The sequence below is a fragment of the Bacteroides sp. AR20 genome (assembly GCF_964250605.1).
Lineage (GTDB): Bacteria > Bacteroidota > Bacteroidia > Bacteroidales > Bacteroidaceae > Bacteroides > Bacteroides uniformis.
Genome location: NZ_CAXUGK010000001.1, coordinates 1 through 24893, shown reverse-complemented (window position 1 = coordinate 24893; position 24893 = coordinate 1). Strand labels below are relative to the sequence as shown.

Below are 24893 nucleotides of genomic sequence, written 5' to 3'. Positions count from 1 at the left end.
TACCCCCTCCGGTAACACCGAAGAGGGTATTTCACCTATTTATATAAAGCTGATTAATTGTTTTCCGGACGAAGTTTACGAACCGTAACAGCTGTCTGCCACATTTCGCTTTCACGCAAGGCTTTCAATTCTGCATTCAGCTTCTCACGATAATCGGGTTTGGAGTTACTGTCGATAGAAATCTGAGCTTCGTTACCCGACTTCACACTTGCATACAATTTCTGTACAACCGGCTTGATGGCATCATGGAACGGGGTCATCCAATCCAGCGCACCACGCTGTGCCGTAGTAGAACAGTTGGCATACATCCAGTCCATACCATTCTTGGCAAACAATGGCATCAAAGATTGAGTCAACTCTTCCACTGTTTCATTGAATGCTTCAGAAGGAGTATGGCCGTTTTCGCGCAATACCTCATACTGAGCCAACAGTAATCCCTGGATAGCACCCATCAAGGAACCACGTTCACCGGTCAAGTCGGAAGTGGCTTCACGGATGAAAGTTGTCTCGAACAAATATCCCGAACCGATGCCGATACCCAGTGCAATCGTCTTGTCAAAAGCCTTACCCGTAGCATCCTGATAGACGGCATATGATGAGTTCAAGCCACGACCCTCGAGGAACATGGTACGAAGTGAAGTACCGGAACCTTTGGGAGCAACCATAATAACATCAATATCTTTAGGAGGAACCACGCCGGTACGGTCGTTCCAGGTAATAGCAAAACCATGAGAGAAGTAAAGAGCCTTTCCGGGAGTCAAATAAGGTTTGATAGTCGGCCATACAGACATTACAGCTGCGTCAGACAACAGACACATGATGATAGTACCTTTCTGACAAGCCTCTTCGATGCCGAACAAAGTCTCACCCGGTACCCATCCGTCAGCCACAGCCTTTTCGTATGTCTTGCCCGGACGTTGTCCTACAATCACATTGAAACCGTTATCACGCAAGTTGCAAGCCTGGCCCGGGCCTTGTACGCCATAACCGATTACTGCAATTGTTTCATCTTTCAAAATCTCACGTGCTTTTTCCAAAGGAAATTCTTCGCGGGTCATTACATTCTCAATAACACCGCCAAAATTCAATTGTGCCATTTTTTGTTTTAATTTTTATTTGTGGCTTACGCCAACGTTGATAAATTTATTTATTTCTCTGTAAATATCACTTTAGAGCGACAGACCACTTCGCTGCCATTCTTTTTCACCTCCACATCGTAAACGCCCTCACCGGCATCATCCATGAACAAAGTCAACTCATCCCCATAATAGCTTTCGGCTACATATGCCATTTCAAAACGACGGATGCGCTTCTCCTTATACATCTCTATCGGGAACAAATCAAGGATATGCTCGATGTAACGGATGCTGTTCACATGCCCGTTAATGTCAATATCACTGTATTTGGCTACCAAAGCAGCAACCGGTTCCTTTGAGGCCACCTTTATCCGCGAAGGTTTTTCTATCGGACAAGGCTCATCACAAACATAATCTACAATGCTGCCACTATGAAGAGCCAGCAAATCTGCCGGCTTACGGGTATTCATGCTAATCATCGCCCAAACGGAACGTGCATACCCAATCTTCTTACCCTCCTTATCGATGATAGCGAAATTACGGTCTGTAAAAAGGCGATAGACATTCTCCACCCAAGTCTGAATGGAGAAATCTTCGTACTGATAAGGCATTTCATCCAGTTCGACAGCCAGACGGGACAATACCCAAGTATAATTGTCCTCGTTTAGAGTCGCGATGCCAAAACCGCGGTCGCTGGCATGGAAACCCGCACAATTCAACAAATGGTTGCCCAATACTCCCATTGTCAGCCGTCCGGTAAAGTCGACATGAAACGGTTCGGCAACAAACTTGTAGGTACCTATCTTATTGTTCTCGCTCATCATGATTCCTGGTGTTTACTTTGACGATATTTTGCTTCACGGTCCGCCAGATATTCATTGACACGCTCAAAGCAGCTGGTCGTAATGGCTACGCGACCCGAACGGACGAACTGAAGTACGCAATCCAACTGGCGCAACTCCTCATAAAGATTGGTTATTTCCTCACTCATGCCATTCTTCTCAACAATGGCAAATACAGCATTCACCTCCACAATACGGGCATTGTACTTACGGATTACTTTGGACACCTCCGGTTTTTCTTCCAGCGTAGGGGTCGTTATTTTATAGAGAGCAATCTCGTGCTGATAGATTTCATCATCCGTAAAATAATGGGCTTGCAGCACATCTATTTTCTTGGTAATCTGCTTGGTCACCTTTTCAATGGTATCCTTGTCCGTCCAAGCGGTAATGGTATATTTATGTACCCCCTTGATGGAGGAGGCCGATACATTTAAACTTTCGATGTTTATCTGCCGACGGGTAAACACAGCCGTCACTTGATTCAGCAAACCGGCAAAGTTTTCCGAATGAACAATGATTGTATATAGTTTTTTATCCATAGATAGAGTAAATTCTTTAATTTCGCATGACTTCAGCATTCCAACAACATCTGATTGACCGAACCGCCCGGAGGTGTCATCGGCATTACATTTCCTTCTTCCTCCACACAAGCTTCGAGCAGGAACGGTCCGTCAGTCGCTATCATCTCGTCAATCGCTTTTGCCAGCTCCTCGCGGGTCATTACCCTGCGTGCAGGAATATCATATGCCGAAGCAATCTTCATATAATCCGGATTCATCATCGGAGTAAACGAATAACGACGATTGAAGAACATCGCCTGCCATTGACGAACATTGCCCAAGAAGTTATTGTTCAACAGAATCATCTTCACCGGAGCCTTTTGTTCCATGATGGTACCCAGTTCCTGCAGGTTCATCTGCAAGCCGCCGTCTCCCATGAATACGCATACCGTGCGGTCCGGACGTCCAAAAGTGGCACCGATAGCTGCCGGAAGGCCGAAGCCCATAGTACCCAGGCCACCGGAAGTAACAATGCTACGTTCCTTGCTGTATTTGAAATAACGGGCGGACATCATCTGATTCTGGCCGACATCAGTCACCAATATCGCCCCGTTATGGGTAGCCTCACTCACAGCACGCACCACCTCACCCATGCTTAGCGCTTTTCCTGCCGGATGTAATTCCGGACGGATTACCTTTTCCTCTTCCACTTCCTCGTATTGCCGGAAACTGTCAATCCATTCCTGATGGTTGGCGGGTTCCAGCAATTGGGTAACGGCAGCCAGTGTCTCTTTGCAATCTCCCAGGACAGCAACATCGGTCTTTACATTCTTATCTATTTCGGCAGGGTCAATATCAAAGTGGATAATCTTCGCCTGCTTGGCATATGTTTCCAATTTACCCGTCACACGGTCATCAAAGCGCATGCCTACGGCGATAAGGACATCACATTTATTGGTATTGATATTGGGCCCCAGGTTACCGTGCATACCAAGCATTCCTTTGTTCAACGGATGGTTCGTAGGTAATGCGGAAAGTCCCAATAAAGTGCATCCGGCAGGCATTCCGGCTTTCTCAATGAAAGCACGAAGCTCTTGCTGGGCTTCTCCCAGCTCCACGCCTTGTCCTACCAGCACCAAAGGCCGTTCCGCACCATTTATTAATTCAGCAGCCTGCCGTATGGCCTCCGGCTCCATTTCGGGAACGGGAAGATAGCTACGGACATAGTCCACCTTAGTAGGCGCATATTCTGTTTTCTCCACTTGGGCGTTTTTAGCAAAATCCAGCACGACCGGTCCCGGACGTCCGCTCTTTGCCACATAGAAAGCACGTGCCACTGCCCAGGCCACATCTTCTGCACGACGAATCTGGTAACTCCATTTCGTGATAGGCTGAGTAATGCCTACCAAGTCCACTTCTTGAAATGCATCCGTACCCAAGAAGTTCGTCCCTACCTGGCCGGCAATGACAACGATAGGCGTACTGTCAATCATGGCATCTGCAATGCCCGTGATAGTATTGGTAGCACCCGGTCCACTGGTAACCAGACAAACGCCAACCTCGCCTGATACACGTGCAAAGCCTTGTGCCGCATGGGTTGCTCCTTGTTCATGACGAACCAAGATGTGGTTCAATTCCTTCCGATGGTCGTATAAGGCATCGAATACCGGCATGATGCTCCCTCCCGGATAACCGAAAATAGTCTTTACTCCCTGATGCTCCAGAGAGCGCATCAATGCTTCTGCGCCTGTTATTAGAGCCTCACCCCGACCCTCTCCTTGGGAGAGGGAGGAAAAGTTACTCTTTTTATTATTATCAGCCATACTTTATCTATTCATTATATTTAAAAGCTCAATAGTAGCTTGAAAAATTTGTTTCATTCTCTCCTCCCCTCGCTTTCGGAAAGGGGGGCTTTTAATCAATCAGCCTCACAGCCCCTTTGTCAGCGGAACTCACCATACTGGCATATGCTTTCAATGCTTTGGAGACTTCACGGTTGCGGGTTACCGGAGTCATAGGGCGTGCTGCAAGCTCTTCATCCGTCAACTTCACATTGATAGAACGGTTCGGTATATCAATTTCGATAATGTCCCCATCCTTAATCTTGCCGATATTACCACCGGCAGCCGCTTCGGGAGAAACATGTCCGATACTTAGTCCGGAAGTACCACCACTGAAACGCCCGTCGGTAATCAATGCACACTCCTTACCCAGATGGCGGGATTTGATATAAGAAGTAGGATAAAGCATCTCTTGCATACCCGGTCCACCTTTCGGCCCTTCGTGAGTGATGACGACGACGTCTCCACTGACCACCTTTCCACCCAGAATACCGTCACAAGCCGCATCTTGTGAGTCGAAGACTTTCGCCGGCCCCGTAAATTTCCAGATACTCTCGTCTACACCGGCAGTCTTGACAACGCAACCGTCCTGAGCTATATTTCCCTTCAAAACCGCCAGACCGCCATCCTTGCTGTATGCATGTTCCAAATCACGGATACAACCGGTCGCACGGTCCGTATCGAGTTCCTTATAAGACGCATTTTGTGAGCCGAGTACCAGATTGAACTTTCCGGCTGCCGCACTGGAGTATTTCTTGATTGCCTCTTTACATACATTAGAGCTGGTAATACTATACCGGTCGATTGCCTCTGCCAACGTCATTCCATCCACACGGCGGACATTCGTATCGACCAATCCGCCCTTGGCTAGCTCATCCATGATGGCAATGATGCCACCGGCACGGTTAACGTCTTGTACATGATACTTTTGGGTATTGGGAGCCACCTTGCATAAGCAGGGGGTCTTGCGGGAGAGCATGTCAATGTCATCCATCTTAAAATCCGCTCCGGCTTCGTGAGCCACAGCCAACAAATGGAGTACTGTATTAGTAGAACCGCCCATCGCAATATCCAGCGTCATGGCATTCAAAAATGCCTCGCGGGTAGCAATACTGTGCGGGAGTACACTCTCATCCCCTTCTTCATAATATCTAAAGGCATTCTCTACAATCAACCTGGCTGCATCCTCAAACAGTTTCTTGCGATTTTCGTGAGTGGCTACAATCGTGCCGTTACCGGGCAGTGCCAATCCAATCGCTTCATTCAAGCAATTCATGGAATTAGCGGTAAACATGCCTGAGCAGCATCCGCAAGTGGGACAGGCATGTTGCTCAATCTGTGCCACCTCTTTATCGCCCACACTGTCATCAGCAGATTTAATCATGGCATCAATCAAATCCAAATGCTGTCCGTTCCATTCCCCGGCTTCCATCGGCCCGCCTGAAACAAACACAGTCGGTATATTCAGCCTCATAGCCGCCATCAGCATTCCCGGAGTAATCTTGTCACAGTTACTGATGCAAACCATAGCATCCGCCTTATGGGCATTTACCATATACTCCACACTATCGGCAATGATATCTCTTGAAGGCAGGGAATAAAGCATACCGTCGTGTCCCATAGCGATACCGTCGTCAATGGCAATCGTATTGAACTCCGCAGCAAAACACCCCAACTTTTCAATCTCTTCCTTTACAAACTGGCCTATTTCGTGCAGGTGTACATGCCCGGGGACGAATTGTGTAAATGAATTGACTATAGCGATAATGGGCTTACCCATCTGTTCCTTCTTCATACCATTCGCCGTCCACAATGCACGGGCTCCCGCCATGCGGCGACCTTGTGTGCTGAACGAGCTGCGTAACTGATGCTTCATTTTCAAATCTCCTTTTAATGAAAAAGCCTCTCCCACTATAGTGAGAAAGGCTTAATAAATTATCTTCTAACATACGAATACATACATAACCTTTCTCACGCTCTTGATGCCACCACCACGACGCGAATAATATGCAGGAATGCCAGGTTAATAGATGTATGTAAATTCATAACTTAATTCTTCTTTTTTGTTTCAAATGTGCTGCAAAGGTAAGGGCTTTTTTATAATCTCCAAACAAATTGAATAAGAAAATAAGATAAATATGAATAATCGTAAGAAAATATCGCCCTAAAATCCTATTTTATCACTTAACAGTTCTAAATAGAACCATTCGGACAGCCAATGTAAATGTATTGCCAATCATTGAAACCATTTAATAATCTGAAAATTACCAAAGGCTCTCTACATCCCGAAACAAATAATTCGTATCTTTGTCTCTTCAAATACTCAAAAAAAGTATTTACTAATTAAATAAAGATAGAAAATTAATGGAAACAGTAGAAAACAAGTACATCACCGTAGCATATAAGCTGTACTCAATCGAAAACGGAGAAAAAGATTTCGAAGAAGAAGCACCCGTAGAGCATCCTTTTCAGTTTATCTCAGGGCTGGGAATGACACTCGAACCCTTTGAAGCCCAGATAAAAGACTTGCAGATAGGCGATAAATTCGACTTTACCATTCCGGCATCAGAAGCTTATGGTGAATATGACGACGACCATGTTATTGACCTCCCCAAAGAAATCTTTATGATAGAAGGGAAATTCGACAGCGATCGTGTAGTAGAAGGTGCCGTTATCCCCTTGATGACTTCTGAAGGTCAACGCATCAACGGAAGTGTGGTAGAAGTGAAGGAAGATATCGTCGTAATGGATATGAACCATCCGCTCGCAGGTTGTGACTTGAACTTCACTGGAGAAGTAGTGGAAAGCCGCCTGGCTACAAACGAAGAACTTGCCGAAGTCGCCCGTATGATGGGTGGCGGTTGCGGCAGCTGCGGTTGTGGTGACTGTGGCGACGGATGCGGCGACCATGAATGTGGAGGCGGATGCTGCCACTAAAGAATTAAAAATTAAAGAATTAGAAATTAAGGAACCAAGCTACACTGTATTAAGCATGCCGCATGGTAATTCTTTAATTTTTAATTCTTTAATTTCTATATTATTTACTTGTCATTATTTCCAATACCAACTTATCCGTTTCATTCATTCCTTTGGAACCTATTTTTGTCAGATTGCGGATACTCTGATCCACATCCTCATCAATAATACCTTCTACGGAAGTTACACAACGGTTTTCCATGGCCATGATGGCTGAAAGCACTGCGGTTGAAACTCCGGTAGTTACTTTCAAGGCACAACTGGGTTTGGCACCATCACAAATCATTCCGGTAAGATTGGCAATCATGTTCTGCACAGCATATGCCACTTGTTCATAAGTTCCTCCCATTAGCCAGGTTATACCGCAACTGGAACCCGTGGCAGCAACCACACAACCGCATAAGGCAGATAAGCGTCCCAAACTCTGCTTGATATAGATTACTGTTAAATGGCTCAACATCAAGGCACGAATCAATTCTTCTTCCGATTTTCCATTTTCTTCGGCATAGACCAGTACGGGAAGGGTAGCGGATATCCCTTGATTGCCACTGCCGGAATTGCTCATCACCGGAATCATGGCACCGGCCATACGGGCATCACATGCTCCCGAAGTGTAAGAAAGGATATGAGAGAAGACACTGTCGCCCATAATCCGGTGTTCGTAAGTGCCACGTAGGATTTTACCCAGTCCATGACCATATTCACCTTCGAAGGAACGTTCGGCGGCAGTCTTGTTCAGTCGTGCCGTATCAAGAATAAAACGAATGTCGTCTAATGGGGTTGTCATGGCGAAGTCATACACTTTGCGTAAAGTCAAGTCCAATACATCCTCCTCCTCTTCGAAGCAAGAAGCGGTTTGTTTGTCCAGCAGGATGTCCCCGTTGTGCGTTATATAAGTAAAGCAAGTATGTCCACCAGCAATAATGGCGGTTGCCTTGTCCGTATCGGCTTCACAGCAGACTTCTATATAAAGTTTCTCTTCTATATCGTCTTTTAAGGATATATGGATACGCTTTTCTTCTATGAAACGCTTTCCTGCCTCCACTGCATCAGGGGTACTGTCTTTCAAAACCTCCAATTGATATGCCGACTTGCCTATTAAAGCGCCAAGTGCCACAGCAATCGGTAATCCAATCATCCCCGTACCAGGAATACCCACTCCCATTGCATTCTTCAGAATATTGGCACTCAGCAATACGGTTATCTTTTCGGGACGCTTATTCAACACTTCCACAGCCTTTGCTACACACAATGCTACAGCTATAGGTTCTGTACAACCAATGGCAGGGACGACCTCGTTCTTGACAAGGGTAATGATTTGCAGTCTTTCCGTTTCAGTCATATTTATTCAAATTTGATGCAGGCAAAGATAATGTATTTTATTCTATAATAAAACGAACAAAAAAATAAAAAAGAGGATTCCAAGCACAGAACCCTCTTTATAGATAAAGAAAAATCTTTTCTTATTTTTTATAAGAATTGTCACCAAGACTTATACCTAAATTGAATCTGGTAGTAACATTCCAAATTCCTTCTATTTCAGTCATTGAGTTCAAGGCAGTCAGCATCTGGATCATATTCCACAAAGGTATACTCTGTCCCCAGAATTCAATGTTCGTGTTCTTTAACAACATATCTACATCAGGTAACATCGGATAGAGAGCAGGCATAAAAATATCAAATAAATCCTTATCCAGATAGATAGAGAGATCATTTACCGTTCTTACGAGCTCTTCCTCGTTCTTTATCTCCAATTGGGTAGTTCTATAGTTCAAGGGGAAACCATCGATTACATAGCCAATCAGTTTTTCAATATCACTATCGGAAATTTTAGAAATATCTAACTTTTTCAGCATATTATCATCTTCAAGTCCAGCCAACAACTGACCCAACAAATTCTTGATGTCAGCTCCACTCATGCTCTTCACCATTTCTATAATCTGCAAAATAGCTTCCGGAGTCACTTGAGAATCCTCAGCATCTTTCAATGCTTCGGTTACAATGGCAGGAATATTCAGCACAACATAGATATGCTCACCCTTCACATACCAATAAGCCAGATTTGCAGGAGAAGATTTCCAAACAATGCCGTCCGTTGAAGGGAGCTGTCCCATACCGGCCATAATCATCTGATCCATAGTAATGTTTATTTCTTCTGCATAGCTGGCTACAATAGAACCGTCAGCTTTGAACTCCACATCTTTCAAAAGCTGTATCATAGCCGCAGATAGGACATTTGTCCCTACTGTCGAGATATTATCCGCTGCAATCCCTGCATTACCACCTTCTCCATAAGGCGATACCCAAGTCAATCTTCCCGGAGCATAAATATTGGTTCTATCTTTAGAATCAGCATAATAAACAGCATCACACAACTGATATTTCTTCACGATATCTCCTACAAACTCCGTAGAAACCGTAACTGCAGCTTTCCCTTCTAATGTGATAGTACCCGAAACTTTCACATTCGTAGAGCTAAGCAGCACCCAAGCCGCCTTAGTAGCAGGCGTTACACTTTTCTCGCCTTGAAACTTAAAAGTACCGTCTGTCTGTTCAACAACAGTCACATTAATTTCTATTTCATCTGCACCTCTAACCACTTTATTCAACGTCAAAATACCATTCTGCGCATCGGTCATCGCTAATTTCATACTAGCATCAGAACTTGTTGGAATATTAGTTTCCAGTTCCAGATTTTCAGCTGTAATAATCTGATTAGGCACTTTCTTCCAATTTTCATCGTCATCATCACTACAAGCCGTGAATAAACTCATTGAACAGATCAATGCAAATAAATAAAATAAATTCTTTTTCATACTTTTTTGAGTACTTGTTTAGTTAATAAAAAGCTTCCCAAGGGAGCTATTAATTTCCCATTTTAAATTAAAGGTGCAAAGTAACACTTTTTAAGGTTACAGTACAAGGTCTTTTCTAAAAAATAGATGTTCCTTTTTTCATCATTACGAGTGAAATTCCGATGTATATTTCATAAAGAGTAAGCCATTTTTATAAAGAACAAACCATTAGCCAAACTCTGGTAAAGGCAGGCAACTTTATACGGAAAGGATTTTTTATCTTATTTCCTTAAACGTTTTATGAAAAAAGTTGTTATCTTTATAAAGTCAAAAGCATTTCCTATAAAGCGTATTGGCACATTAACCTCATATATAAACCTTTAAAGCATTTGATATGTTCAACTCATTTGGAAATATTCTCCGTCTTACCAGTTTTGGGGAATCACACGGTAAGGGTGTGGGAGGAGTGATAGACGGATTCCCTGCAGGAATAGCCATTGATATGGATTTCGTCCAGGCAGAGCTCGACCGACGCCGCCCCGGACAGTCACGTATCACTACTGCTCGGAAAGAGGGTGACAAAGTGGAGTTCCTCTCCGGCATCTTCGAAGGAAAATCCACAGGCTGCCCCATAGGATTCATTGTATGGAACCAAAACCAGCATTCTGACGATTACAATAATCTGAAAGAAGTCTACCGACCGTCACATGCCGACTATACTTATAAAGTGAAATATGGCATCCGCGACCACCGCGGAGGCGGACGTTCATCAGCCCGTGAAACAATCTCGCGTGTAGTAGCGGGTGCACTGGCCAAATTGGCGCTGAAGCAGCTGGGTATACACATCACGGCGTACACTTCACAAGTAGGTCCTATCCGCCTTGAAGAAAATTATACCGCATACGACCTCGACCTGATAGAGACCAATCCGGTCCGCTGCCCCGACCCGGCGAAGGCAAAAGAAATGGAAGAACTCATCTTCAAGATAAAGGGAGAAGGAGATACCATCGGAGGAGTGGTGACTTGTGTCGTCAAAGGATGCCCCATCGGACTGGGACAACCCGTATTCGGCAAGCTCCATGCAGCACTTGGAGCAGCCATGCTCAGCATCAATGCAGCAAAAGCATTCGAGTATGGAGACGGTTTCAAGGGATTAAAGCAGAAAGGCTCGGAGCAGAATGATGTGTTCTACAACAATAACGGACGTATCGAGACCCGCACCAATCATTCGGGCGGTATACAAGGTGGAATCAGTAACGGGCAAGACATCTATTTCCGTGTAGCCTTCAAACCCGTGGCAACCGTACTGATGGAGCAACACACCGTGAACATTGACGGTGTAGACACCACCCTGAAAGCCCGAGGACGCCATGACCCGTGTGTATTGCCACGCGCAGTACCCATCGTGGAAGCAATGACAGCAATGACATTGTTGGATTATTACCTGATTGACAGAACAACACAACTATAATATTCACCCATGGAAATAAAGAAATACATCACCGAGAACGAGCCTAAAATGCTGGAAGACTTGTTCAGCCTCATTCGCATTCCAAGCATCAGTGCCAAACCCGAGCATCACGACGATATGCTTGCCTGCGCCGAACGCTGGGCACAGTTGCTGCTCGAAGCCGGAGCGGATGAAGCCCTCGTAATGCCCTCCAAAGGCAACCCGATTGTTTTTGGACAGAAAATCGTAGACCCGGACGCCAAGACCGTATTGGTATATGCCCACTACGACGTGATGCCAGCCGAACCTCTCGAACTTTGGAAAAGCGCCCCCTTTGAACCGGAAATACGCGACGAACATATCTGGGCACGTGGTGCTGATGATGACAAAGGGCAATCTTTCATACAAGTGAAAGCGTTTGAATACCTCGTACGCAACGAACTGCTGCAAACCAACGTAAAATTCATCTTCGAAGGAGAAGAAGAAATCGGTTCGCCCAGCTTAGAAAGCTTCTGCCAGGAGCACAAAGAGTTGCTGAAAGCAGACGTCATTCTGGTTTCGGACACCAGCATGCTTGGTGCAGACCTGCCTTCACTGACCACCGGACTGCGCGGACTGGCCTATTGGGAAATAGAAGTGACCGGCCCCAACCGCGACCTACACAGCGGTCACTTCGGCGGTGCTGTTGCCAACCCCATCAATGTGCTTTGCCAGATAATCAGCCAAGTGACGGACGCAGAGGGACGTATCACCGTACCGGGCTTCTATGACGATGTGGAAGAAGTTCCCCAAGCCGAGCGCGACATGATAGCCCGCATTCCTTTCGACGAAGAGAAATACAAAAAGGCTATCCATGTAAAAGCACTTTTCGGAGAGAAAGGTTACAGTACGCTGGAACGTAATAGTTGCCGTCCGTCTTTCGACGTATGCGGCATCTGGGGCGGATATACGGGTGAAGGGTCCAAGACCGTGCTCCCATCCAAGGCATACGCCAAGGTATCCTGCCGGTTGGTTCCCCACCAGGACCACCACAAGATATCCCGGCTCTTTGCCGACTACATTCTGGACATAGCGCCGGATTCAGTACAGGTAAAAGTCACTCCGATGCATGGAGGCCAAGGATATGTATGTCCCATCACCCTACCCGCCTACCAAGCCGCCGAAAAAGGTTTTGAAAAAGCTTTTGGAAAGAAACCGCTGGCAGTGCGTCGGGGTGGAAGTATCCCCATCATCTCCACTTTCGAGCAAGTACTGGGCATCAAAACCATTCTGATGGGCTTCGGGCTCGAATCCAACGCCATCCACTCACCTAATGAGAATATACCGTTGGACATCTTCCGTAAAGGAATAGAAGCTGTTGTCGAATTCTACCTCAATTATAAATAAAACAAGAAAATCAGGATGAAAGACTTCCAAATTCAAGCCATCGGCCTGATGTCCGGCACTTCCCTTGACGGGCTGGACGTATGTTGTTGCACTTTCCGGCAGCAAGCCGGAAAATGGTCTTTCCACATAGACTGTGCAAAAGGCTATAGCTACCCCGACGCCATGAAGCAGATATTGGGTACCGGTGCACAGACAATGAGTGCTTTGGAGTTCATCACTTTCCACAGCTCCTATGGAAAGTTTCTCGGTGAACGTGTCAACGAGTTCATGCAAGAATTTGGAGTCCACCCCGATATTATCGCCTCCCACGGGCATACCATCTTCCATGAGCCTCAAAAGAGAATCATGTACCAAATAGGTGACGGAGCCGCCATTGCCGCTGAAACCCGTATACCTACCGTTTCGGATTTCCGGCGGCTGGACATCATGCTGGGTGGGCAGGGCGCTCCACTCGTACCTATTGGCGACCGGTTGCTTTTTGCCGACTACGACTTCTGTTTGAATATCGGCGGTTTCTCCAACATCTCATTCGAGCAGGACGAGCGGCGCATCGCTTTTGACATCAGTCCGGTGAATTACGTCATCAACCATTACTGCCGGCAAATAGGATTGGAATTTGACCGTGACGGCGAGATAGCACGGCAAGGCAACATCTGCCAAGAACTGCTGGACGAACTGAACGGAATGGATTTCTACCATCAGTCCGGACCGAAGTCATTGGGACGGGAGTGGGTGGAAACGCTGGTATATCCCATGCTCGAGCGTTATGGCTTGAGTATGGAGAATATGCTACGTACCTTTTACGAGCATGCCGCCTGGCAAATATCACGCATCATCACCGCCCACCCCTTGCCCGATGGTAACGGAAAACTGCTGATTACCGGCGGAGGTGCATTCAACAAGTTCCTCATAGAACGTATCGACGCCTTGTGTCCGTGTGAGATCGTGATTCCCAGCCGGCAAATCATAGAATACAAGGAAGCCCTAATCTTTGCTTTCCTGGGTGCCCTCTATATGGCGGACACACCCGGATGCCTCGCCTCGGTGACGGGAGCCACGACAGATAATATCGGAGGGATGCTGTTTAAAATATAGTCAATTCTACCATTATGGAAAAATCAAAAGACACCTGGACCGTCTTATCCAGCGAATACCTTCATCGGGCCCCATGGCTCACTGTGCGTAAAGACCATGTAGTACTGCCCAACGGCAACCACATTCCCTCCTATTATATATTGGAATATCCCAACTGGGTGAATACCATTGCCATCACCCGTGACGGACAATTTGTCTTTATCCGCCAATACCGGCATGGCATACAAGAAACGTCCTATGAGCTCTGTGCAGGGGTATGCGAAGAAGAGGACGGCTCTCCGATGGTTTCCGCACAACGGGAACTTTTGGAAGAAACCGGCTATGGAAACGGAGTATGGAAAGAGTTCATGCAAATCTCTCCCAATCCAAGTACCCACACCAACATTACCTACTGTTTCCTGGCTACGGACGTGGAGAAAATCTCCGAGCAACAGTTGGAAGATACGGAAAACCTGACCGTACACCTGCTTTCCTTGCAGGAGGTCAAGGAATTGCTGCAGCAAGGAAGCATCCGCCAGGCGCTGATGGCTGCTCCCCTCTGGAAATACATGGCGGAGAGAATTATTTAATGTGATTACCCTTATTCAAACGGCTTACGGAATGTGCATCCGGATTTCCATTCGGAACAACCGTAAGCCGTTTTCCCCTTGATAACGGTACCTTTTCCGCAAAGCGGACAAGGCTGACCGACGAAATCGTCAGCTTGTACGGAAGCCTCCGTACTTGAAGCTGCCACAGCGCCCGAAGCCTGCTCCGTCTTTTTACCTGCGGCGGCAGACTTTCTCGGTGTTCTTTTCTTCGGTTCCTTTTTCGGCTTATCGGCAGCCTCTGTCTTGGCAGAAGCCTTACTGCCCTTTTCGGGAGCAGGCGCTTGGATGGTGATGTGGCGGTTGCTGTTATCAGAAAGTACACTCATCACGACTTCCGATACCATCTGCTTCAATTCTTCCAAGAATTGTCCGGCATTATATGTCCGCCTTTCTATCTCACGTAGCTTTTTCTCCCAGATACCGGTCAGTTCCGCCGACTTCAACAGCTCCTCATGGATAATCTGTATCAGCTCCACACCGGTAGGGGTGGCTATCAGATTCTTCTTTTCCTTGCGGATATAGTTTCGCTTGAACAGCGTCTCGATGATGGCTGCACGGGTAGATGGACGACCGATACCGTTTTCCTTCAGCGCATCACGCAGTTCGTCGTTATCCACCAGCTTGCCCGCCGTTTCCATAGCACGCAGCAGGGTGGCTTCCGTATAAGGCCGGGGCGGCTGCGTCCACTTCTCATACAAATCGGGGACGTGCGGTCCGCTTTCTCCTTTCACAAAAGCCGGAAGCACATTCTCCTCTTCTCCCTTCTCCTCTTTCTCCTCCTGCGATTGTGCCGAGGGGATGCCGAAGATAATACGCCAACCCGGTTCCAGAATCTGCTTGCCGGTAGCCTTGAACTCTATGCTCTCTACCTCGCCCAATACGGTGGTAGTGGCAAACTTACAATCGGGATAGAATACAGCAATGAAACGGCGTGCTATCAAATCGAATACGCGACGCTCCATATCCGTCAGATTCTGCGGATGCTGACCGGTAGGAATAATGGCGTGGTGGTCTGTTACCTTCGAGTTATCGAAAACCTTTTTGGACTTCAACAATGCAGTTCCTGTCAAAGGGGCTGTAAATGTCTCGTAATCACGCAGACCTTTCAAGATGCCGGGGCATTTGGGATAGATGTCATCACTCAAATAGGTAGTGTCTACACGTGGATAGGTAGCCACTTTCTTCTCATACAAAGACTGGATGATTTTCAGCGTCTCATCAGCGGAATAGGCAAACTTCTTGTTACATTCCACTTGCAAAGAAGTCAAGTCAAACAAGCGGAGTGGCGCCTCCCTCCCCTCTTTCTTGGTGACATCCGTCACGGTAAAAAGAGAATTCTTAATCTGGTCCAATAAAACAAGCCCACGTTCGCGGTCGGTAATGGGGTCGATACCCCGATTCTCTTCTTCTTTTTTAGGTTTCTTCCCGGCAGCTATAGCCTCTTTCTGCTTCTCGGCTTCCAATACCAGTTCCTCCTCACTTTTCCGGAGGATGGTGGAGAAAGTGGTATCTCGATAGACGGTCTTCAGCTCCCAGTATTGCTTGGGAACAAAATTCTGTATTTCCAACTGACGGTTTACAATCAGCGCCAGTGTCGGCGTTTGCACACGGCCGATAGAAAGTACCTGCCGGTTCTGCCCATACTTCATGGTGTAGAGGCGGGTGGCATTCATCCCGAGCAGCCAGTCGCCAATGGCACGCGACAAGCCTGCTTCGTACAAAGGCTGGAAATCCGACGCATCGCGCAGCTTGGCAAAGCCCTCACGGATGGCTTCCTCTGTCAATGAAGATATCCAAAGACGTTTCACCGGGCAACGTGCCCCGGCTTTCTGCATCACCCAGCGCTGTATCAATTCTCCTTCCTGCCCGGCATCACCGCAGTTTATAATCATATCGGCATGTTGCATGAGGTTCTCTATCGTATGGAACTGGCGCTCGTATGTGGGATTGCTAATCAGCTTAATGCCGAAACGGGGAGGTATCATGGGGAGGCTTCCCAAACTCCATGACTTCCAGTTAGGGGTATATTCATGCGGCTCCTTCAGCGTACAAAGATGGCCGAATGTCCAGGTCACCTGGTATCCGTTTCCTTCGATGTATCCGTCCTTCTTTTCTTTCGCTCCCAATACATCGGCTATGTCACGCGCCACAGAGGGCTTTTCGGCAATACAAACTATCATTCGTTATTCTTTTAGCGGGACAAAGGTAATAAAAAGGGGGCAAGAACGAAACTATAAGCAAGAAACGATAACATAGACCAGGTGATTTTTCTCCCCCAAAGCTGACGTACGGACATAAAAAAAGGAGTACCGCTGTACTCCAACCTTTGTTAACCTTAAATCTAATACTATGAAAAACACATTGCAAAGATACGGACTTCTGATAAATCTGCAAATTATCCAACTAAAAAAGTATGTTCTATAACACAGATTAAGAAAAAGGGACGGATATGTAAACACATACCGTCCCTCTTTTAACATTTAACGTGTCGGATTATTCTTCATCCAACAAGATTTCCAATATCTGGCAAGCAGCCTTGGCAACCGGAGTACCGGGGCCAAAGATGGCAGCTACACCTGCCTTGTAAAGGAAGTCATAGTCTTGTGCGGGAATTACACCACCGGCAATCACTACGATATCCTCGCGTCCCAACTTCTTGAGCTCTTCGATAATCTGCGGAACCAATGTCTTGTGTCCGGCAGCCAATGAAGAAACCCCTACTACATGAACGTCGTTCTCAACCGCTTCACGGGCAGCCTCGGCCGGTGTCTGGAACAAGGGTCCCATATCCACATCGAAGCCACAGTCGGCATATCCGGTTGCAACAACCTTGGCACCGCGGTCGTGACCGTCCTGGCCCATCTTGGCTACCATGATACGAGGCTGACGTCCCTCTTTCTTCGCAAACTTCTCCGCCAATTCACAAGCACGGTGGAAGTCGCTGTCATTCTTACTTTCTGATGAATACACGCCTGATATAGTTCTAATTACTGCTTTATAACGTCCTACAATCTTTTCGCAAGCATAAGAGATTTCCCCCAAAGTGGCACGGACACGGGCTGCCTCGACTGCCAGTTCCAGCAAGTTTCCCTTACCGGTCTTTACACATTCAGTAATAGCCTCCAATGCCTTGTCCACTTCCGCCTGGTTACGTCCTTCCTTCAGACGCTTCAGGTTCTCAATCTGTTCCTGACGGACAGCCGTATTGTCGATTTCAAGAATATCAATCGGAGCTTCTTTCTCCAGACGATACTTGTTCACGCCGACAATGGTCTGTGAACCGCTATCAATACGGGCTTGTGTACGTGCAGCAGCCTCTTCGATACGCATCTTGGGAATACCGGTTTCGATGGCTTTTGCCATACCGCCCAGCTTCTCTACTTCCTGAATCAATTCCCAAGCCTTGTGAGCCAACTCATTGGTCAAACTTTCCACATAATAAGAGCCACCCCATGGGTCTACATTCTTGCAAATGTAAGTTTCTTCCTGAATATAAATCTGCGTATTACGTGCAATACGTGCAGAGAAATCCGTCGGCAAGGCAATAGCCTCGTCAAGAGCATTGGTATGCAGTGACTGAGTATGTCCCAATGCAGCAGCCATCGCCTCGATACAAGTACGGCCCACATTGTTGAACGGGTCTTGCTCTGTCAGCGACCAGCCGGAAGTCTGGGAGTGCGTACGCAAAGCCAGCGACTTCGGATTCTTCGGGTTGAACTGCTTCACAATCTTTGCCCACAACATACGTGCGGCACGCATTTTGGCAATTTCCATAAAGTGGTTCGTTCCGATGGCCCAGAAGAAAGAGAGACGCGGTGCGAAAGCATCGATGTCAATACCCGCAGCCGTTCCGGCACGCAGATATTCCAAACCGTCTGCCAGGGTGTAAGCCAACTCGATGTCTGCCGTAGCACCCGCTTCCTGCATGTGGTAGCCGGAGATGGAGATAGAGTTGAACTTAGGCATTTTCTGGGAAGTATATTCAAAGATGTCAGAGATAATCTTCATAGAGAATGCAGGCGGGTAGATATAGGTATTACGCACCATGAATTCCTTCAAGATATCGTTCTGGATAGTACCAGCCATTTCTTCCAACTTGGCACCCTGCTCCAGACCTGCGTTGATGTAGAATGCCATAACAGGAAGTACGGCACCGTTCATAGTCATAGAGACGGACATCTTGTTCAAAGGAATTCCATCGAACAACACCTTCATATTCTCCAAGGAACAGATAGATACACCTGCCTTACCTACGTCACCCACTACACGTTCGTGGTCGGGGTCGTAGCCACGGTGAGTGGCCAAGTCGAAAGCTACGGACAAACCTTTCTGTCCGGAAGCCAAATTACGACGGTAAAAGGCATTTGATTCTTCCGCTGTGGAAAAGCCTGCATACTGGCGGATGGTCCAAGGACGCAACGTATACATCACCGAGTACGGACCACGCAGATAAGGAGGAAGCCCGGCAGCATAGCCCAAGTGTTCCATTCCCTCAAGGTCTTCTTTTGTATAAACAGGCTTCACCTCAATGTGTTCCGGCGTTTTCCAATCAGCATGGATGCCGTTAGCCTTTTGCCACTCAGCACCGTTGACGGGCTGAAAAGCGGCATATATATCTAAGTTTTTAAAATCTTTTCGCATCATGTTATTTACGATTTGACGATTTACGATTTACGATTGAAGTTGCTTACTTCAAAAGTTTGGCGTTGAATTCTTTTAATGTCTCTAATACGTTGACACGGACATGGATAAAGTTCTCGATACCGGCAGCCTTCAAGTCGTCCATGCAAGCAGGAGCACCGGCTACGATAAACATGGCACGGCCATTCAGAGCCTTGAAGGCAGGAACAGCATATTCTGCATATTCATCATCACTTGAACACAATACCACGATGTCGGCCTTGGCAGCCATAGCTGCTTCTATACCTTCTTCTACGGTGGGGAAACCGAGGTTATCCACAACTTCGTATCCGGCACAAGCCAGAAAGTTGCAAGAGTACTGTGCACGTGCCTGGCGCATGGCCAGATTACCGATAGTCAGCATAAACGCTTTCGGGCGTTTGCCGGAAGCCTCTGTTTCGAGACGCAACGCTTCAAATTCACTGGCAGCACGGTCAAAGTTCAGTGTCGGAACATCTTTTTCGCAGGTATGTCCGCCGCCGCAACAGCAAGTAGCCTCAACCGGTTTCTTATCTCCCGCCTTTTCATTAAAGTTGGGGAACTGGTTAGTACCCAACAGCACTTCCTTGCGCTTGGCAACTGCGGCATGACGCGCCTTGTTGCTCTCGTTTACGGCAGCCTGCACTTTTCCGGCTTTCACGGAAGCATAGAAACCACCGTCTTCTTCTACAGCGAGGAAGAGGTCCCAAGCCTGCTTGGCAATAGAGACGGTCAAATTCTCAATATAGTAAGAACCTGCAGCTGGGTCAATAACTTTATCGAAGTGCGATTCTTCTTTCAACAGCAGTTGTTGGTTACGCGCCATACGCTCAGAGAATTCGTTAGGAGCATCATAAGTCTTGTCGAACGGAGTAACCGTCATTGAGTCAACGCCGGCAAGGGCGGCACTCATCGCCTCAGTCTGCGTACGCAACAAGTTTACGTGTGCATCAAACAAAGTCAAGTTGAATGAAGAAGTTTCCGCATGAATCTTCATCTTGGCTGCACAGCGGCATTCGTTATCTTTACCCTTGTTGTCGCAGTCGCGCAGACACTCGGGACTGTAAGAAGCCACAATATTAGCCCACAGCATACGTGCAGCGCGGAATTTGGCTATTTCAAGGAAGTAGTTGGAACTGATACCGAAATTGAACTTAATCTTCTTGGCTACCATTGCAGCCGGCAGACCGGCATCAACCAACTGATTCATATATTCATTACCCCAAGCCAAAGCATAACCCAGTTCCTGGAAAATATAAGAACCCGCATTGTTTAATGTCAACGCGTTCACATTCAATACACGGTATTTCGGAAGGGAAGCGGTAGCCTCGAGCAGCGCCTTGGCTGTTGACACCATATCACCTTTTTCTTTACCTTTGGCCAGCATCTTGTTGAAGTAGTCATAGTTGATGGAGCCCCGCAATTTCGTCAAGTCATAATCCTTTTTCTGGAAATAAGCGACAAGAAGTTCTGCAAGTTCCACCACATGCCCCTGGCAGGTAGAGAAATTCAACTCGACACATTCCGCGCAGATATCTTTCAACAAAGTTTCAATATACTCTGCGTTCAATTCCTTGGCCTTTACATGGAAAGAGAGTGAATCTACACCTTTATTCAAGATGTCCAACGCCTTGGCATTGGCCTCTTTGGGGCATTCCACTTTGATTTCCTGACGAACAAGCCATTCATTGTTGTCTTTCTTGGTACCTCTGAGATAAGGAAACTCGCCGGGAAGAGCATCTGTTGTCTTCAAACCTTCCAAGTCCTCCATACGGTAGAAAGGTTTCACCTTAAATCCTTCGTTTGTCCTCCAAACGAGCTTCTTCTCGAAATCCGCCCCTTTCAGGTCTGCGGTAACTTTCTCCATCCACTGCTCAGTGGAAACGGGAGAAAAGTCGGAGAAGAGTTTTTCTTTACTGTCTGCCATAGTTTATTTAAAATTTAAATAGATGAATACTATTCATTTTTGTCATCAAGAGACTTGCAAATATAAGGAAATACTTAGAACAAAATCTTTTTTTAGTAAAAAAATCGCAGAATTTGCAATTATCTTAGAATTAAACGGTTATTCGGGTTGCATGGAAATTGGGTAACGAGATGGCAACCGTTCCTATTTCAGAGTTCATTATTGTCTTGCACCAATGTTATAACTCTTGATGTACAAAGGTATAACTTTTTTATGAATGGGCAAAAAGGTGGTGAAGATTTCATTGTATAGGTGCAATTATTTGAATTTAGTCTATCATCAATCTGTGATATTATGAGTTCCCCGATTCCGCCAATCACCCATTTCCGTTGCTCGTCTGCAAAGGAAGTACAGACTTCATTTGAAAGTTGAAAGGTCGGGCGGCAAGCCGTTTCGGGGTGAATCTTCCTTCCTTGAAGAGTATTCACCCCGAAAACCTTTCCCCTTTCAAGCCTGTACTTAAAACCGCAGACGGCAACGGAAATGAGCGACTGACGAAAATGTAGATAAACAAACAGACAGCATACAAAAGGGTTCTTACATTGATAACCCATTTGTATGCTGTTCTTGTATCTATCCATAGGGGCACTATTATTTTGCATCAGATGAAAATATGGGCAAGCGGTAAATTTCGCTCCCTCCAAAAATATAGAAGGGATTATCCGCTGCCACTCATCAGGTGCGTGCCGTTATACTCCCGTTTCAAGGCTTGCTCAATTTCACTACGCTTGTAGAGGACTTTGCCACCAAGCACATAATAAGGGAGTGTCCCGTTACTGCGATACTCGCTCAATGTTCTTCGGCTGACTTTAAGCATATATGCTACCTCCTTGTCGCACATATATTCATCGTCATTGGGTAATGTTGCCCCATCTTTTGGAATGCTGTCAATGATTTCCGACAACTGGTCGATACTCTCGTGAATGGACTGCATCCACGCATCGTCTTTGGTTCTCATCTCTTGGTACATAGTTCAAATTGTTTTTAGTGTTATACATCGGTTAAATCTCTCTGCCTCGCCATTTGGCCTCCTTGCGTCTATCCTCCACCTTTTTTACGATGCTATCCACATCTTCAGGCAGGTAGTAGGTGCGATTACCGATTTTGGTGTAGGCAAGAGTTCCGTTATCTCGCAAGGTCTGCAATGTTCGCTTGCTGATTTTCAACTTCTGACAAACATCCTGATGGTCGAGCCAATTGTTTGTCTTTTTTCTACCACCCTTTACAACGGGTGAGTTCGATACTCGCAGAATGAACTGCTCAATCTTCGTGGCAAATTCCTCGAATGCCTTACGCTCAAAAACGATTAAATCCATACGCTTTCGTTTTATTTGTTTTTAATATTCTCAACCTTTTGTTCCGCTAAGATATAGTCGGCATAAACTCCAATCCAAGCGTTTTGAAGATGTGGCAGTGTGTGGCGCTCATTTGGCACTCTCTGGCGTCATTCTCCACTACGCCCACATCGGTAATTTGTTCTATTCCCATTAGCCGTTGCCGTATCTTCACTGCAAATAAAAGCAGTAAAAAGCATATTGCAATGGGGGTGTCTATACGTGTCATAGACTGACATATCATTGCATATTCGGTGTTATGAATAGCACCACTAAATCCTATTATATCCTTAATCATTGTTGTTTCTCTTTTCATCGTCATTTCGTTTTCTTGGTGCAAAGAAATAGATATGTAATCACACCTCAATCATCTTGTGAGCCTGTTGCAGTATATGGCACAGGTCGTGGCACTTTTAGGTGTATATGATGATACCTTTCTAAGCATACATCACATTGTAGTCCATATTATATAAGAATACACAAAGCGACCGCCCGTCTCGGATCTTGTCCGTAGCATTGCCGTTTGTCAGACCGATACCTATCCGTCTGCCAAACTTTTGCCCCGAACAGCCGATACAGGCGGTCACTTATTCTATGAAAGCAGAATGACAGATAGACCGACCTCCGATGTTTCGGAAGTCCGTCTATATACCATTGAATTTAAGACCTTAATTCTCCCATTTAAGGTTTTCGGCATTACTCGCTCATCATCGTTCAACTTGGGAAGAATCATGAAGTCGGAACGCCTACCCAATCAGCCTGAAAAGCAATACAATTCATAATTGCCTACATAGACCTAATTAGTTGTGGTAGAATAGTATGCATATTTTCTTTGCAGCAGATAATCGGTCATAATTGTGCACAAAGACCATATGTTGAACTTTCAAAACCATTCAAAAAATGAGTAAAAAAGAGATTAAAATCAGTAACGAAGAGATGATGGAGTTGATGGGACTGAAGCGTACATCAGACTCTAATGACGATTCTGACAAGACCGCCATTGAGTTGGCTACCGAGAAGTATTCAAAGGAGGAGTTGGCAGCAAAGGAAACTGTACTATCAGTCGAGCCAAAGCCTGATGAGATTACTCCAGAGGATACGGAGGAGTTGACAAAGGTTGCTAACTCTGAGGAGCAGTCACCAGCCCCCACCATTCAACGTAGGGTGAGCAGCAAGCAACGCAAACTCTCATTGAAGGAGTACCGCAATACTTTTATGCGACCTTACAGGATTGAAGACCGCAAGCCCGTATTCATTAGCGGCAAATTACGCAAGATGCTCGATAAGTTCGCCTGCAAAATCGGTGAGGACAGAATGAGTATGTCGGGATTGTTGGAGAATATCGTTCGCCATCACATCGAACTATATGCCGATGATTTTGAGCATTGGAAAGGGATGTAATATCACGGCAGCTTGGACTGCTAAATAACAGTCTACACCATCTAAAACCGTCAATGACGGTGGAAGCAGCAAGCCCTCGGTCTTGGGGTGTAGCGAGGTTATCTTTCGGGATGCCGAAAATGTCGGATGAGCCGCCATTGCACCCGAAAACCTCGCTCCACCCCGACGGGTGGAGGTAATCCGCTCCCGATGGTCGCAGATTGTGAAAAGCCGAATTTGAAAAACAAATGAAATGTAAAAAGTATGGTAAAGAATAAGACAAAACCCAAGCCCAGAGGCCGACCACAGGTCAGCACTCTGAAACGACTTACCAAGTCGGTAACGGTGAAGTTCTCAAAGCCCGATTATGAGATGTTACGCCGCCGAAGCAAGAACGCCAATCGCACGCTTGCCGAGTACATACGAGAGTCAGCCTTTGATGCACAAATCGTAGCCAAACATTCGGCTGAGGATGCTGCTGTAATCCGTAACCTTACGGGTATGGCAAACAATCTCAATCAGCTTACAAAGCTGTCGCATCAAACAGGCTTCTATCGCACGAAGAATATAGTGGTGGAGCTACTCGAAAAACTCAAGTCTATAATGAACGACTATAAGTCAGCAGAAAGGAGGTGCCGATGATAGGTAAAATCAAGAAGGGCAAATCCTTTGGCGGATGCGTACGCTATGTGATGGGTAAAGACGATGCCAAAATCCTTGCCTCGGATGGTGTTTTGCTCGGAACGAACAAAGAAATGATTGATAGTTTCAACTGTCAATGTCTCTTAAATCCGAAAATTAAGCAACCATTAGGGCATATTGCACTGAGTTTTAAGCCTGAAGATGCACCACGATTAACAGATGAGTTTATGGCAAAAATTGCTTTAGAGTTGGAAAATCCAGTGTAAGCTGCCCCCTAAAACCAGGCGATTCTGCCCCCTTAAAACATTCAACAATGCCCCCTTAAAAAGTCTTGACCGATGGGGTTATTATTATTTTAGTT

The 24893-nt window shown here is 46.2% G+C and carries 20 protein-coding genes and 1 pseudogene; 8 read left to right on the top strand and 13 right to left on the bottom strand.

The annotated features are described in order from the left end of the window. Positions 1-53 precede the first annotated feature (53 nt). From ilvC to ilvD, 5 genes are all read right to left on the bottom strand, one after another. Entirely contained in the window at positions 54-1097 is a 1044-nt protein-coding gene (gene ilvC / locus ACESTD_RS00105) for a ketol-acid reductoisomerase (RefSeq protein ID WP_005827157.1), read from the bottom strand. Positions 1098-1147: 50 nt separating this feature from the next. Beyond that, positions 1148-1897, bottom strand: a complete 750-nt coding sequence (locus tag ACESTD_RS00100) for an acyl-[acyl-carrier-protein] thioesterase (protein WP_034523242.1) — start codon at positions 1895-1897, stop codon at positions 1148-1150. Then, positions 1897-2457: an acetolactate synthase small subunit gene (ilvN, locus tag ACESTD_RS00095; RefSeq protein WP_005833135.1), complete on the bottom strand. Its 561-nt coding sequence runs from the start codon at positions 2455-2457 to the stop codon at positions 1897-1899. Before ilvN ends, ACESTD_RS00100 begins: the two co-directional genes overlap by 1 nt. A 32-nt stretch (positions 2458-2489) precedes the next feature. Further along, positions 2490-4241, bottom strand: a complete 1752-nt coding sequence (ilvB, locus tag ACESTD_RS00090) for a biosynthetic-type acetolactate synthase large subunit (protein ID WP_057087213.1) — start codon at positions 4239-4241, stop codon at positions 2490-2492. A 91-nt stretch (positions 4242-4332) separates the two neighbouring features. Then, on the bottom strand, positions 4333-6135 hold the full coding sequence (gene ilvD, locus ACESTD_RS00085; RefSeq protein WP_195288386.1) for a dihydroxy-acid dehydratase: 1803 nt from the start codon (positions 6133-6135) through the stop codon (positions 4333-4335). Positions 6136-6623: 488 nt separating this feature from the next. On the opposite strand from ilvD, the gene ACESTD_RS00080 reads away from it, so the two are divergent. Next, entirely contained in the window at positions 6624-7196 is a 573-nt protein-coding gene (locus tag ACESTD_RS00080; RefSeq protein ID WP_117600018.1) for a peptidylprolyl isomerase, read from the top strand. 100 nt (positions 7197-7296) lie between these two features. On the opposite strand, the gene ACESTD_RS00075 is transcribed toward ACESTD_RS00080, so the two are convergent. Beyond that, positions 7297-8577, bottom strand: coding sequence for a serine dehydratase subunit alpha family protein (locus tag ACESTD_RS00075; protein WP_117964105.1), 1281 nt, complete (start codon positions 8575-8577; stop codon positions 7297-7299). A gap of 121 nt (positions 8578-8698) precedes the next feature. Beyond that, positions 8699-10051, bottom strand: a complete 1353-nt coding sequence (locus ACESTD_RS00070) for a DUF4925 domain-containing protein (protein WP_117600016.1) — start codon at positions 10049-10051, stop codon at positions 8699-8701. Between the two features lie 373 nt (positions 10052-10424). Here ACESTD_RS00070 and aroC point away from each other — a divergent pair, with 373 nt between their 5' ends. From aroC to ACESTD_RS00050, 4 genes are read left to right on the top strand one after another with little or no spacing between them, the layout of a single operon-like run. Further along, on the top strand, positions 10425-11501 hold the full coding sequence (aroC, locus tag ACESTD_RS00065; RefSeq protein WP_195288384.1) for a chorismate synthase: 1077 nt from the start codon (positions 10425-10427) through the stop codon (positions 11499-11501). Between the two features lie 9 nt (positions 11502-11510). Then, a complete protein-coding gene (locus ACESTD_RS00060; RefSeq protein WP_373158571.1) occupies positions 11511-12866 on the top strand; it encodes a dipeptidase in 1356 nt (451 codons plus the stop codon). 15 nt (positions 12867-12881) lie between these two features. Continuing rightward, the gene (locus ACESTD_RS00055; RefSeq protein WP_117887768.1) at positions 12882-13961 is read left to right on the top strand and encodes an anhydro-N-acetylmuramic acid kinase; all 1080 of its coding nucleotides are present in this window, start codon (positions 12882-12884) and stop codon (positions 13959-13961) included. A 14-nt stretch (positions 13962-13975) separates the two neighbouring features. Next, a complete protein-coding gene (locus ACESTD_RS00050; protein WP_005827192.1) occupies positions 13976-14530 on the top strand; it encodes an NUDIX hydrolase in 555 nt (184 codons plus the stop codon). 11 nt (positions 14531-14541) lie between these two features. Here ACESTD_RS00050 and ACESTD_RS00045 read toward each other — a convergent pair whose 3' ends face one another. From ACESTD_RS00045 to ACESTD_RS00020, 6 genes are all read right to left on the bottom strand, one after another. After that, positions 14542-16731 (bottom strand): DNA topoisomerase 3, encoded by a 2190-nt coding sequence (locus ACESTD_RS00045; RefSeq protein WP_117887770.1) that lies wholly within the window; start codon positions 16729-16731, stop codon positions 14542-14544. 313 nt (positions 16732-17044) lie between these two features. Further along, entirely contained in the window at positions 17045-19192 is a 2148-nt protein-coding gene (gene scpA / locus ACESTD_RS00040; protein WP_005833154.1) for a methylmalonyl-CoA mutase, read from the bottom strand. A 46-nt stretch (positions 19193-19238) separates the two neighbouring features. Further along, a complete protein-coding gene (gene mutA / locus ACESTD_RS00035) occupies positions 19239-21137 on the bottom strand; it encodes a methylmalonyl-CoA mutase small subunit (RefSeq protein WP_022401430.1) in 1899 nt (632 codons plus the stop codon). 697 nt (positions 21138-21834) lie between these two features. After that, the gene (locus ACESTD_RS00030) at positions 21835-22146 is read right to left on the bottom strand and encodes a helix-turn-helix domain-containing protein (protein WP_022507168.1); all 312 of its coding nucleotides are present in this window, start codon (positions 22144-22146) and stop codon (positions 21835-21837) included. A 31-nt stretch (positions 22147-22177) separates the two neighbouring features. Next, positions 22178-22492: a helix-turn-helix domain-containing protein gene (locus ACESTD_RS00025; protein WP_022507167.1), complete on the bottom strand. Its 315-nt coding sequence runs from the start codon at positions 22490-22492 to the stop codon at positions 22178-22180. 46 nt (positions 22493-22538) lie between these two features. Continuing rightward, complete coding sequence (locus ACESTD_RS00020; RefSeq protein ID WP_262893319.1) at positions 22539-22664, bottom strand: hypothetical protein; 126 nt, start codon at positions 22662-22664, stop codon at positions 22539-22541. A 746-nt stretch (positions 22665-23410) separates the two neighbouring features. On the opposite strand from ACESTD_RS00020, the gene ACESTD_RS00015 reads away from it, so the two are divergent. From ACESTD_RS00015 to ACESTD_RS00005, 3 genes and pseudogenes are all read left to right on the top strand, one after another. Next, a complete protein-coding gene (locus ACESTD_RS00015) occupies positions 23411-23911 on the top strand; it encodes a DUF3408 domain-containing protein (RefSeq protein ID WP_373158570.1) in 501 nt (166 codons plus the stop codon). Positions 23912-24154: 243 nt separating this feature from the next. Further along, complete coding sequence (gene mobC, locus ACESTD_RS00010; RefSeq protein WP_022507164.1) at positions 24155-24532, top strand: plasmid mobilization relaxosome protein MobC; 378 nt, start codon at positions 24155-24157, stop codon at positions 24530-24532. Next, positions 24529-24780 (top strand): annotated as a pseudogene (locus ACESTD_RS00005) (relaxase/mobilization nuclease domain-containing protein); the annotation flags it as partial. The gene mobC and the pseudogene ACESTD_RS00005, both read left to right, overlap by 4 nt. Positions 24781-24893 lie beyond the last annotated feature (113 nt).